The organism is uncultured Microbacterium sp., assembly GCF_963521645.1.
In the GTDB taxonomy this organism is placed as follows: Bacteria; Actinomycetota; Actinomycetes; order Actinomycetales; family Microbacteriaceae; genus Microbacterium.
This window is the reverse complement of record NZ_CAUQVQ010000084.1, coordinates 1-11,248: the sequence shown is the minus strand read 5'-3', so window position 1 is coordinate 11,248 and position 11,248 is coordinate 1. Positions and strand designations below refer to the sequence as shown.

At 69.3% G+C, this 11,248-nt stretch carries 12 protein-coding genes; 7 read left to right on the top strand and 5 right to left on the bottom strand.

The genetic code is table 11. The annotated features are described in order from the left end of the window. Window positions 1-185, bottom strand: a 185-nt coding sequence (locus RWO82_RS13315; RefSeq protein ID WP_314427906.1) for a DUF2510 domain-containing protein, incomplete at its 3' end; no start/stop codon positions are given. Between the two features lie 39 nt (window positions 186-224). Further along, on the bottom strand, window positions 225-1,538 hold the full coding sequence (locus tag RWO82_RS13310; RefSeq protein WP_314427905.1) for a DUF2510 domain-containing protein: 1,314 nt from the start codon (window positions 1,536-1,538) through the stop codon (window positions 225-227). A 138-nt stretch (window positions 1,539-1,676) separates the two neighbouring features. On the opposite strand from RWO82_RS13310, the gene ftsE reads away from it, so the two are divergent. From ftsE to smpB, 3 genes are all read left to right on the top strand, one after another. Beyond that, window positions 1,677-2,735 carry a cell division ATP-binding protein FtsE gene (gene ftsE / locus RWO82_RS13305; RefSeq protein ID WP_314427903.1) on the top strand — a complete coding sequence of 353 codons (1,059 nt, stop codon included), beginning with the start codon at window positions 1,677-1,679 and terminating at the stop codon, window positions 2,733-2,735. Next, window positions 2,732-3,646 (top strand): permease-like cell division protein FtsX, encoded by a 915-nt coding sequence (gene ftsX, locus RWO82_RS13300; RefSeq protein WP_314427900.1) that lies wholly within the window; start codon window positions 2,732-2,734, stop codon window positions 3,644-3,646. Before ftsE ends, ftsX begins: the two co-directional genes overlap by 4 nt. A 106-nt stretch (window positions 3,647-3,752) precedes the next feature. Then, on the top strand, window positions 3,753-4,229 hold the full coding sequence (gene smpB / locus RWO82_RS13295; RefSeq protein WP_201470220.1) for an SsrA-binding protein SmpB: 477 nt from the start codon (window positions 3,753-3,755) through the stop codon (window positions 4,227-4,229). Here the strand turns inward: smpB and RWO82_RS13290 are convergent, their stop codons facing one another. Both RWO82_RS13290 and lexA read right to left on the bottom strand, forming a co-directional pair. After that, the gene (locus RWO82_RS13290; RefSeq protein WP_314427897.1) at window positions 4,230-6,092 is read right to left on the bottom strand and encodes a prolyl oligopeptidase family serine peptidase; all 1,863 of its coding nucleotides are present in this window, start codon (window positions 6,090-6,092) and stop codon (window positions 4,230-4,232) included. Window positions 6,093-6,138: 46 nt separating this feature from the next. Continuing rightward, the gene (gene lexA, locus RWO82_RS13285) at window positions 6,139-6,825 is read right to left on the bottom strand and encodes a transcriptional repressor LexA (RefSeq protein WP_314427895.1); all 687 of its coding nucleotides are present in this window, start codon (window positions 6,823-6,825) and stop codon (window positions 6,139-6,141) included. Between the two features lie 280 nt (window positions 6,826-7,105). On the opposite strand from lexA, the gene RWO82_RS13280 reads away from it, so the two are divergent. The 4 genes from RWO82_RS13280 to hisH all read left to right on the top strand — a co-directional run bounded on the left by RWO82_RS13280 (window position 7,106) and on the right by hisH (window position 9,889). Beyond that, on the top strand, window positions 7,106-7,468 hold the full coding sequence (locus tag RWO82_RS13280) for a LysM peptidoglycan-binding domain-containing protein (RefSeq protein ID WP_314427893.1): 363 nt from the start codon (window positions 7,106-7,108) through the stop codon (window positions 7,466-7,468). A gap of 74 nt (window positions 7,469-7,542) precedes the next feature. Continuing rightward, a complete protein-coding gene (locus tag RWO82_RS13275; protein ID WP_314427891.1) occupies window positions 7,543-8,637 on the top strand; it encodes a histidinol-phosphate transaminase in 1,095 nt (364 codons plus the stop codon). Further along, entirely contained in the window at window positions 8,634-9,254 is a 621-nt protein-coding gene (gene hisB, locus RWO82_RS13270; protein WP_314427888.1) for an imidazoleglycerol-phosphate dehydratase HisB, read from the top strand. The genes RWO82_RS13275 and hisB overlap by 4 nt, the downstream gene beginning before the upstream one ends. Then, window positions 9,251-9,889, top strand: coding sequence for an imidazole glycerol phosphate synthase subunit HisH (gene hisH / locus RWO82_RS13265; RefSeq protein ID WP_314427886.1), 639 nt, complete (start codon window positions 9,251-9,253; stop codon window positions 9,887-9,889). The genes hisB and hisH overlap by 4 nt, the downstream gene beginning before the upstream one ends. A 59-nt stretch (window positions 9,890-9,948) precedes the next feature. On the opposite strand, the gene RWO82_RS13260 is transcribed toward hisH, so the two are convergent. Next, window positions 9,949-11,248: AAA family ATPase (locus RWO82_RS13260; RefSeq protein WP_314427885.1), on the bottom strand; the 1,300-nt coding region annotated here is incomplete at its 5' end.

Sequence of the window (11,248 nt, the reverse complement as noted above, 5' to 3'; positions counted from 1 at the left end):
TGCGTGACGTAGGGCGGTTCGAACGTGGGCTGCGCGCCCGATGCCGCCTGCGGCGTCGGGGTCGGAACGGGCGCCGGAGTCGCCGGGGTCGGAGGAGCGTGCATCGTGTGCTCGGTCCAGGCGGCCCCGTCCCACCAGCGCAGTAGTCCGGAGCCGTCGTCGTACCAGCCTGCAGGCGTCGTCATCATCGACTCCGTTCCGTGTCCGTCGCGCGATCCGCAGGCTCAGCCGGCGGTCGGGGTGATCGTGATCCGCGCGATCTCGCTGGCGGTCTCGTCGGTGACCACGAAGACGTATGACTCGCTCTCGACGATGTCGAACGCGATGGGGCCGCTCGCGGTCTCTCCGGGGTCGAGGAGCTCGTTGGGCGCTCCCGTCGTCGCGAAGTCGAGCTGTCCTTCGGTGCCGTCCGCTGTCTCGAGCGACGTGAAGAGCGGGTTGGCAGGAGTCACGCCGTCGGTGCCGGTCCACGTCGTCTCCAGCGTCAGGAATCCGCCATTCGTGGAGGGGAGGCCGGAACCGTCGTCCGCCGACCAGGTCGCGTCGGTGACGATCACTTCGCCGCTTCCGCCGAGGAAGCGCAGGGTCACGGTGTCGCCGATCGTGCCTTCTTCGACCTGTCCGGCTGTGTCGCCGGGATCGAGGCTCGGCGGGGGAGTGGCCCCGGTGTCGGAGTCGCTCGACGGAGGCGCCGTGGGAAGGTCCCGGATCTCGTCGGAGACCGTGGCCACTGCGGCGAAGATGCCGACGATGACGGTGATGATCGCCGCGGCGATCCCCCCGACGATCGAGACGATCAATCCGGTGATTCCGGGCCACTTGCGGCCGGGGCGGAAGAGCGAGATCACCGAGGTGATGAGGCCGGCGGCCAGCATCAGCCAGCCGAGCAGGGCGATCCAGGTGAGCGGGATGCAGGCGAGGATCGTGCCGAGCACCGCGAGGCCGAGGCCGATCAGCCCGAGCACGGAGGGGCCTGCAGGGGTCGACGGCGTGGTCGGTGCGGCGACCGGATAGGCGCCGGGCGCACCGTATGCGGGAGCAGCGCCCGGATACGGCGATCCCCCGTATCCCTGCGTGGCACCCGGGTATGCGGATCCCGTGCCGGGATAGGTCGGCGCGGCTCCCGGGTACTCGGGTGCGGGGTAGGCCGGAGCTTCGGGCGCGGCATCCGCGTAGGGCGGTACCGGCGCGGGAGCCGAGGCCTGTGTCGGCGTCTCATCGGGCGCCGCCGCCTCCGCAGTTCCCGACACATCGGCGGATCCCGGCTGATCAGGGAATTCAGGCCCGTTCGCCGATGCCGGAGCGTCCCATGTGGCGCCCGCCTCGACCGCAGCCACGGACTGGATGGCGTCCTGGGTCTCCGCGGTGGCCGCGGCTGCCGAGCCGGACGAGTCCTCCGACGGCGTGCTCGCGTCGACCGTGGCCTCGGCGGTGTCGGGAGCGTCGACGACAGGGGCGAAATGCTCCGTCCACTGCTCTCCATCCCACCAGCGCTGTCGGCCGGACCCGTCGTCGTACCATCCTGCAGGCGTGGTCATCGCATCCCCCTCGGAGTCATCGTCCACGCTGGGGCGTGGATCCGCACCTCCATGTATAGCAGTGGGGTGTGACGCGGAAGCGGTCGGCGGGGTGTCGCTCGCGACCACACGATTCCCCGCGCTTAGGCTCATAAGGCCATGATTCGCTTCGAGAACGTCACGAAACGCTATCGCGGGACCTCCAGGCCCGCACTGTCCGGCGTCGATTTCGAGGTCCAGCGGGGCGAGTTCGTCTTCCTCGTCGGGGCGTCGGGGTCGGGGAAGTCGTCGTGTCTGCGACTCATCCTGCGTGAGGACGTCCCGACCACCGGCCGCGTCGCCGTGCTGGGTCGTGACCTCCGGTCACTCGCGAACCGCAAGGTCCCCTACTTCCGTCGGCACATCGGCTCGGTCTTCCAGGACTTCCGCCTGCTGCCCTCCAAGACCGTCTACCAGAACGTGGCGTTCACGCTCCAGGTCACCGGCTCGTCTCGGGGCTTCATCCAGCAGGCCGTCCCCGAGGCCCTCGCGCTCGTCGGACTCGACGGCAAGCAGAAGCGCATGCCGCACGAACTCTCCGGCGGTGAGCAGCAGCGCGTCGCGATCGCCCGTGCGCTCGTCAACCGCCCCCAGGTGCTGCTCGCGGACGAGCCGACAGGCAACCTCGACCCCGCCACCTCGGTCGACATCATGCAGTTGCTCGCGCGGATCAACGCGGGCGGCACGACCGTGCTCATGGCCACGCACGAGGCGGGCTTCGTCGATCAGATGCAGCGCCGCGTCATCGAACTGCGCGACGGTGAGATGGTGCGCGACGAGGTGCACGGCGGATACGGCGACACCTCGAACATCCCGCGTCTGGCGCCCGAGGAGGTGCGCGGTGCGGCTGCGGCCGCGGCGCTCACCGCCGTGCAGGAGGTGCAGCGTCAGACGGCCGATCTGTCGGTGGTGCGCGCCGCACTCGCAGAGGAGCTCCACGCTCAGCGCAAGGCGGAGTCGCCCGCGGCGGATGCCGTGCCGACGGCGTCCGAGACACCCGAGGCCCAGGCCGTTCCCATCGAGCCGCGCAGTGACGACGCCGTGGCCGTGCCACCGGCTCCTGCCGCGTCTCGTACGCATCCGATCGTCCTCCCGGAGGTCGACGTCGCAGAACTGGGGGTCGCCGATCGTCTCGGCCTCTCGGATGACGGCGCAGAGGAAGTGGGTCCGACGTCATGAGAATGGGTCTGATCCTCACCGAGGCCCTCGTCGGGCTTCGTCGCAACATCTCCATGGTCATCTCGGTCGTGCTCGTGACGTTCGTGTCGCTCACCTTCGTGGGCGCGGCGATCCTGATGCAGGCGCAGATCGGAACCATGCGCGGCTACTGGACCGAGCGCGCGCAGGTCGCCGTCTACATGTGCAGCGACATCTCCGAATCGCCCACGTGCATCGACGGGGGAGCGTCGGAGGAGCAGGTCGATGCGGTGCGCGGCCAACTCGAAGGCGAGGCGTTGGCACCGCTCATCAGCGAGGTGACCTTCGACTCCAAGGAGGACACCTATGCCAAGCTCGTCGACCAGCTCGGCGAGGATCAGGCCGATCTGATCAGCGCGGACCAGGCGTTCGAGGTCTTCTTCGTCACGATGAAGGATCCGGGTCAATCCCAGGTCATCTCCGAGGCGTTCAACGGGGTCACGGGCGTCGAACAGGTGCAGGATCAGCTGCAGTATCTCGAACCGCTGTTCTCGGCACTGACCGTCGCGACGTACATCGCCGTCGGGATCGCCGTGCTCATGCTCATCGCCGCGATCCTGCTCATCGGCACGACCATCCGGCTCTCCGCCTACGCGCGACGCAAGGAGATCGGGATCATGCGCCTCGTGGGTGCGTCGAACCGCTTCATCCAGACGCCGTTCGTGCTCGAGGGCGTGTTCGCGGCGTTCCTCGGATCGGTGCTCGCGAGTGCCGCCGTGGTCGCGGGCGTTCACTTCGGTGTCGAGGGCTATCTGCGGGGCCGCGTGCCGTTCATCACCACCTGGATCTCGATGAGCGACGCCGCCCTCGTGGTGCCGGTGCTGATCGGGATCGGAGTCGTGCTCGCCGCGCTCTCCGCAGGGTTCGCGATCCGCCGGTGGCTCCGTACCTGACACCGCGCCGCCTACGCTGTCGTGCGGCGCTCCCCGTCGCAGGTATATACTGACAGGCTGCCCGCGACGCGCGCGCCGCTGAGTTCATCGACACACAGGAGACATCATGCCCAGGGAACGCGGGGAGAAGGTCATCGCGACCAATCGTCGCGCACGTCACGACTACAACATCGAGAAGTCGTACGAAGCGGGGATGGTGCTCACCGGCACCGAGGTCAAATCGCTGCGCCAGGGGCGCGCGAATCTCAGCGATGGATACGCATTCGTCAAGGGGAACGAGGTGTTCCTCGATTCGGTGCACATCCCCGAGTACTCGCAGGGCCACTGGACGAACCACTCGGCCAAGCGCATCCGCAAGCTCCTGCTGCATCGCGAGGAGATCGCGAAGCTGCAGCATGCGGTGTCCGCGGGCGGCTACACGCTGATACCGCTCAAGCTGTACTTCTCCGACGGTCGCGCGAAGGTCGAGATCGCGCTGGCGAAGGGCAAGCGCGAGTTCGACAAGCGTCAGACTCTCCGCGAGCGCCAGGACACGCGCGAGGCCGAGCGGGCCATGCGCCTGCGCAACCGCGTCGGGGAGTGATCAGTCCGCGGGGCTGAATCCGAAGACTCGGCCGAGGAACGCCAGCTCGCGCTCCAGTGCGTCGATGATGGTCTCGGCGGAACGGAAGCCGTGGCCCTCGTGCGGATACAGCACGTACTCGTGGTCGACGCCGCGCGCAGCGAGAGCATCGCGGATGGCCTCCGACTGCGAGGCCGGCACGACGCGGTCCTCTCCGCCCTGCATCAGGAGCACGGGGACGTCGATCCGATCGGCGTGGGTGAGCGGTGAGCGCTCGACGTACAACGCCTCGGCCTCCGGAAGCGGGCCGACGAGACCGTCGACGTACGAAGCCTCGAAGTCGTGCGTCTCGGCGGCGAGCATCCTCAGGTCCGCGACCCCGTATCGGCTGATCCCCGCGGCGAACGTGCCGCCTCGCACGAGCGCGCAGAGCACCGTCCATCCGCCGGCGGAGCCGCCCCTGATCGCGATGCGCGCGGGATCCGCGAGTCCGCTGTCGGCCAGCCCCGCGGCAGCCGCGATCACGTCATCCACGTCGGCGACGCCCCACTCGCCGTCCAGGCGCTCTCGGTAGGCGCGGCCGTACCCCGTGGAGCCCGCGTAGTTCACATCGAGGACTCCGATGCCGCGGCTCGTGTAGAAGGTGATCGACGATGAGGCGGCACCCGTCACGTGTGCCGTCGGGCCGCCGTGCACGAGCACGATATACGGCGGACGCTCGTCATTCGGCGGAGTCCGGTGCGGGTGGGCCGGCGGATAGACGAATGCGTGCACGGGCCCTCGCGGACCGTCCACGACGATCGTCGACGCGGGCGTCGTCCACTCGGGGTCGGCTGCCTCGCCGCCGGTCACGGTGATCACATGACCCGTCTCGGCATCCACCTGCCACACGCCGGGTGCGCCCGTCGAACTGGTGCCCGACAAGAGCACGCGGGTATCAGCGACGTCGTCGACACTGACGTGCCCGTCTGCGGGGACCGCGAGTGCACGTTCCGTTCCGGATGCCTCGATGAGCACCACCCGATCGCGGCCCTCCGTGCGCACCGCGACGATCCTGCCGTCGGGGAGAGCGCGGTACCAGCGGTTGCCGAGCACCCACAGCCCGTAGCCGGTGTCGGCGTCGTCAACTGCGGCGAACGGCTGGGCGGCGCCGACCGGGGCGATGCCGCGCAGTGCTTGGCGGTGCAGCGTCCATCGACCGGACGGGTCGTCGGAGTACATCACCTCGTCGTCGCTCGTCCACTCCGGCTGCAGTGCCGCGCGCGTGGGCAGGCTCGTCGTGCGCTCACCGTCCGAGACCATGAGCTGGGCACTCTGCCACGGCATCAGGCCCGCGCGCCACTGCACCCACGCGACACGTGTGCCGTCCGGCGAGAGCGCGGGGTGGGCGTAGAAGTCGCTCCCGCTGACGACCGTGCGGAGGCGCTCCGGTCGGTCCGCAGCCGAACCGTCGAGCGGGACCTCCACGATGGCTCGTTCGTGGGGTCGGGCATCGAGGTCCTCGCGCACGGCGAACAGACGTCCGCCCGCGAGCCGAAGGCCGCCGTACGACGGCCCGGGAGGCGTCAACGGCAGGGGGTCTCCGTCGCGCGGCATCCGCCTGATCCGCTGGTCTGCGGCGTCGACGAAGTAGAGAGTGCCCTGTGCGTCTGCGACCCACGCGCCGCCGCCGTACTCGTGCACGCGTGATCGCGCGTTCCAGGGAGCGGGGAGGACGACCCGGCCCGTCGAACTGCGCACAGCGACGCGCCCGCCCTCGGCGGGAACAGTCTCACCCCACCAGATCTCGTCGCCGACGAACGCCGCGCCGTCGTAGCGCGGGGACGACGCGGCGACGGATGCCGCGGAGAGAGGCGAGGGCCAGGAACCGTAGGGCGACGACATGATTCGACCCTACGGCGAACACGACGGATGCCGCGCGCGTGCGCTCTCAGACGGCGCGCAGAACGGCGACGATCTTGCCGAGTATCACGGCCTCGTCGCCGAGGATGGGCTCGAACGCGGAGTTCCGCGGAAGCAGCCAGGTGTGACCGTCGCGGCGTCGCAGCACCTTCACCGTGGCCTCGCCGTCGAGCATCGCCGCGACGATCTCGCCGTTCTCGGCGCTGCCCTGAGAACGCACGACGACCCAGTCGCCGTCGCAGATCGCGGCATCGATCATCGACTCGCCCGACACCTTGAGCATGAACAGGTCGCCCTTGCCCACGAGCTGGCGCGGGAGCGGGAAGATCTCTTCGACCTGCTGGTCGGCGGTGATCGGCACACCTGCGGCGATCCGCCCCACGAGGGGGACGAGCGCGGCGTCGCCCACCGGAGTGGCGATGTCTGCGGGGTTCTCCGCGCTGGCGCCCGGAAGGTCGATCAGCACCTCCATCGCGCGCGTCTTGCCCGGGTCGCGCCGCAGATACCCGCTCAGCTCGAGCTGGCCCAACTGGTGCGTGACGCTCGACAACGACTTCAGTCCGACCGCATCGCCGATCTCGCGCATGCTCGGCGGATAGCCGTGGCGGCTGATCGACGCCTGGATGACCTCGAGGATCGCCATCTGCTTCGGGCTCAGGCTCTTCCGACGGCGAGTGCGCGGAGCCTCGGACTCGGGGGCGGCGTTGTCGCTCATGGTGCTCCTCAGGTGTGGACCCGGCGTCTCGGTTCGAATGTCGGTGGTCCGTGATGGGGTGTTGCTATCGAAACCGTATCCGAGAAACGCGGAGATGGGGAATATCTGTTCGAGCGTGTCGGTTCTTTTCGAGGCGAGGTTTCGAAGAAGTCTTGACACGCATTCGAATTCGAAGATACCTTCGGAACGTAGCTTCGCATCCACGGCTCCCGGCCGAGTCGCGGATGCGAACGCTACGCCACCTTCACCGCCCCGCGCGGGAGCAGCAGAGGAGCACGACATGAGCACCATCACCTTCAGCAACGCAGCGGTCGTCCCGGCACGCCCGACGACGCGTCTTCGGCTGACGGCACGGGGTCGTCGCGTCGTGCTGGCACTCGCAGCACTGCCCCTGGCCGCAGGCATCGCCTTCGGTGCGCTCAGCGGGGGCAGCGCCATGGCGTCGAACGACGCGATCGCGACGGCGTCTTTCGAGACAGTCACGGTCATGCCGGGAGACACTCTGTGGTCGATCGCCGAGAGCATCGCGCCCACCGCAGACCCTCGCGAGGTGATCGGCGAGATCACTCGGCTCAACGTGCTGCAGGGCGGTGCTCTGCAGATCGGCGAAGAGCTGGCGATCCCGGCTGAGTTCTCTCAGTGATCATCCGCGTCACGCTCGCACGCTCCGCCTCGCCGATGTCACTCTGAGCGACGTCTTCCTGCACGCCGCCTACCATGGGAAGGGTGACTGCTTCGCTTGCCGACCTCCCGCTTCGCGACGACCTCCGCGGGCTCACCCCGTACGGTGCGCCGCAGGCCCCGCTTCCGATCGCTCTGAACGTCAACGAGAACACGCACCCCGTTCCTGATCACGTGGCGAGCGACATCCTCGACGACATCGCGGTGGCACTGCGGGATGTGAACCGTTATCCCGACCGCGAGTTCACCACTCTTCGCGAAGGATTCGCCCGCTACCTCGGGCATGGGCTCGAGCCGGAGCAGATCTGGGCCGGGAACGGGTCCAACGAGGTGCTCCAGCACATCATGCAGGCGTTCGGCGGGCCCGGCCGCACCGCATACGGGTTCGCCCCCACCTACTCGATGTACCCGCTGATCGCGCAGGGGACCGGAGCCCGCTGGGTCGCCGGCACGCGTCAGCCCGACTACACGATCACACCCGAAGAGGCTGCCGCGCAGGTCGCTGCCGCCGATCCCGACGTGATCCTGCTCTGCTCGCCGAACAATCCGACCGGCACGCCGATGGGACTCGACGTCGTCGAAGCGGTGTACGAGGCCTCTCGTGGCGTCGTGATCGTGGACGAGGCGTACCAGGAGTTCGCGCCTCGAGATGCGGTCTCGGCCCTCACGCTGCTCGAAGGCAGGCCGCGTCTCGCGGTGTCGCGAACGATGAGCAAGGCATTCGCCTTCGCGGGTGCCCGTGTCGGCTATCTCGCTGCAGATCCGGCATTCATCGACGCACTGCGTCTGGTGCGGCTGCCCTATCACCTGAGCGCGCTCACGCAGGCGGCCGCCGTCGCCGCACTGCGCAACGCCGACGTGATGCTCGCCATGGTCGACGAGATCGTCGAGCAGAGGGATCGCATCACAGCCACCCTCGAGGCGCTCGGGTACACGCCGCATGAGTCATGGTCGAACTTCGTCCTCTTCGGAGGAGTGTCCGACCCGAAGAGGGTGTGGCAGCAGCTGTACGACCGCGGCGTGCTGGTGCGCGACGTGGGCATCCCGGGGCACCTCCGCGTGAGTGCGGGCACCGAGGCAGAGACCACCGCGTTCCTCGACGCCCTGGCGTCGATAGGATCGGCTTCATGAGCAGCAGCAGCCCCCGCACCCCGCGCACCGCGTCACGCGTGCGCAGCACGTCGGAGTCCACCGTCGAGCTCGAGCTCGATCTCGACGGCAGCGGCGCGAGCCGCATCGACACCTCGGTGCCGTTCTTCGACCACATGCTCACGGCTTTCGCGAAGCACTCGCTCACCGACCTGACGGTGCGGGCGTCGGGAGACACGCAGATCGACGCGCACCACACCGTGGAAGACGTCTCGATCGTGCTGGGCCAGGCGATCCGCGAAGCGCTGGGCGACAAGTCCGGGATCTCGCGCTACGGCGATGCGCTCGTGCCGCTCGACGAAGCCCTCGCGCAAGCGGTGGTCGACATCTCGGGCCGCCCCTATCTCGTACACTCGGGTGAGCCGGCAGGGTTCGAGCACCACCTCATCGGCGGGCACTTCACGGGTTCGCTCGTGCGTCACTCGTTCGAGGCGATCACGTTCAACGCCGGCCTCACAGTGCACGTGCGCGTGCTGGGCGGGCGCGACCCGCACCACATCGCGGAGGCCGAGTACAAGGCACTGGCCCGTGCGTTCCGCCAGGCGAAGGCGCTCGACCCGCTGGTCGAGGGCATCCCCTCGACCAAGGGGGCACTGTGAGCGGCGCACCCCGGGTCGCGGTCTTCGACTACGAGTCGGGCAACGTCCACTCCGCGGTGAAAGCGCTCATCGCCGCGGGTGCCGATGCCGTGCTGACGCGTGATCGCACCGAAGCGCTCGAGGCCGATGGGCTCGTGGTGCCGGGAGTGGGTGCCTTCCAGGCCGTGCGCGATGCGCTCTACGCGCATGGCGGTGACGAGATCATCGATCGGCGGCTCGCCGGCGGTCGCCCCGTGCTCGGCATCTGCGTCGGGATGCAGGTGCTGTTCGCGCACGGAGTGGAGCGCGGCCACGACTCGGAAGGCCTCGCCGAATGGCCGGGCGCCGTCACCGAGCTCAACGCCCCGGTGCTTCCGCACATGGGGTGGAACACGGTCGATCCCGGCGCCGAGTCGGTGCTGTTCCGCGGCATCGAGAACGAGCGGTTCTATTTCGTGCACTCCTACGCGGCGCAGTCGTGGGAACTCGACGTGATCCCGCCGTTCCCGCAGCCCGTGCTCACGTGGGCGACCTACGGCGATCCCTTCCTCGCCGCCGTCGAGAACGGCCCCCTGTCGGCGACGCAGTTCCACCCGGAGAAGTCCGGGGAAGCCGGCATCCAGCTCCTGCGGAACTGGGTCGGCAGTCTGCGCTGATCCGACAGGGCCCCGCGACGGCGGGGCTCCGGGAGGGCAGCCGGGTCCGTGTCGTCGTGTCAGAAGCCCCGCGCGACGGCGGCTGCGGCCGACAGCCAGGCTCGCCGTGTCGGGTCCGCCAACGCCCGCAGTCTGAGGTGCCCGTCGACCATCTCCCGATCGAACGGGATGGGCACGACCTCTCGCGCCAGAGAGCCGTACCCGTCGACGACGTCGGCGACGTCGCCCGGTGACGCCTTCGGATCGGCCTGGCTGACCACCACGACCGACTCGCGCGCGAGCCGTGCGGACCGCTCGTCCCGATCCTCGAGCGCCTCCAGGAGCAGGGCGCCGGCCTCTGCATGATCGTCTCGTGTGGTGGTGGCCACGACGAGCTGGTCGGCGAGGTCGATCATCCGGAGCCACATGGGGTCGGACTCGTCGTTGCCGGAATCGATGATGATGAGGCGGTAGAACTTGGCGGCCACCGCGTGGATCGAGTCCACATCGTCCGGACTGAGACGATTCTCGTGCGCGAGACGGATGGGCTTCGAGCGCAGGACGTCGTACTTCTCCTGCGGCTGGTGGTGCACGAAGTGGGCGAGATCGGCGGACTGGCCCTGGGCGCCGAGGAGACGCTGCGTCTGCGGCAGGAGCTCCAGCAGAGTGCGGTCGTGCGCACCCGTCTCCGTGCGCCATCCCAGAGTGCCGCGCGTCTGATTGTTGTCCCAGGCGAGGACGCCTGCCCCTCCGTACTGGGCGAACACGGCGGACAGCAGCACGGTGGCGGGTGTCTTGCCCGCCCCGCCCTTGCCGTTGACGACGGCCACGGTGCGAGGGCCGGGCCAGTGCATGCCCACCGCGTGCTCGTCGTCTCGGATCGCCCGCTCGCGGGCGTTGGGCCCGAGCGAGAAGCCCACCCGGTTGAGCATCCCCCGACCACCGATGCGAGCCGGCTCCTCGCGACGCTCCTGCTGGAGGAACGACGGGCGTTCGACGCCCTGCTCCCGCTGCACACGGCGCGAGGACGGAGCAGGGGGAGCGGACGGAGCGGATGGCACGGACGGCGCGGATGAAGCGGGCCGGGGCTGCGTCTGCGTCGCGGGCGCGGGGATCCCGGCCGGATCGGGCGTCGGAGGAACGGACGTCGGCACGGCGGGCGCGCTCTCGGCGGGGCGCGGGGCGCTCGGAGCGGCGGGGGACGCACTGGGGGCGGGAGGAACCGCGACGGGAACCGTGCGGGGGACCGTGCGGGGGACCGGCGGGATGGTCGTCGCGCTGTCGTCGGAAGCGACGTCAGGACGCGACGCGTCTGCGGACGAGGACTCGTGATTCGGGCGCGGCGGCACGGGAGGAGCGACCACCGGGGGCGGAGTGATG

What these genes read in the sequence shown, in the direction of transcription:
- smpB (WP_201470220.1), top strand. Translation starts at nt 3,753, where the DNA reads ATGCCCAGGGAACGCGGGGAGAAGGTCATCGCGACCAATCGTCGCGCA.
- RWO82_RS13275 (WP_314427891.1), top strand. Translation starts at nt 7,543, where the DNA reads ATGGGAAGGGTGACTGCTTCGCTTGCCGACCTCCCGCTTCGCGACGAC.
- ftsE (WP_314427903.1), top strand. Translation starts at nt 1,677, where the DNA reads ATGATTCGCTTCGAGAACGTCACGAAACGCTATCGCGGGACCTCCAGG.
- RWO82_RS13310 (WP_314427905.1), bottom strand. Translation starts at nt 1,538, where the DNA reads ATGACCACGCCTGCAGGATGGTACGACGACGGGTCCGGCCGACAGCGC.
- lexA (WP_314427895.1), bottom strand. Translation starts at nt 6,825, where the DNA reads ATGAGCGACAACGCCGCCCCCGAGTCCGAGGCTCCGCGCACTCGCCGT.
- ftsX (WP_314427900.1), top strand. Translation starts at nt 2,732, where the DNA reads ATGAGAATGGGTCTGATCCTCACCGAGGCCCTCGTCGGGCTTCGTCGC.
- RWO82_RS13290 (WP_314427897.1), bottom strand. Translation starts at nt 6,092, where the DNA reads ATGTCGTCGCCCTACGGTTCCTGGCCCTCGCCTCTCTCCGCGGCATCC.
- RWO82_RS13280 (WP_314427893.1), top strand. Translation starts at nt 7,106, where the DNA reads ATGAGCACCATCACCTTCAGCAACGCAGCGGTCGTCCCGGCACGCCCG.
- hisB (WP_314427888.1), top strand. Translation starts at nt 8,634, where the DNA reads ATGAGCAGCAGCAGCCCCCGCACCCCGCGCACCGCGTCACGCGTGCGC.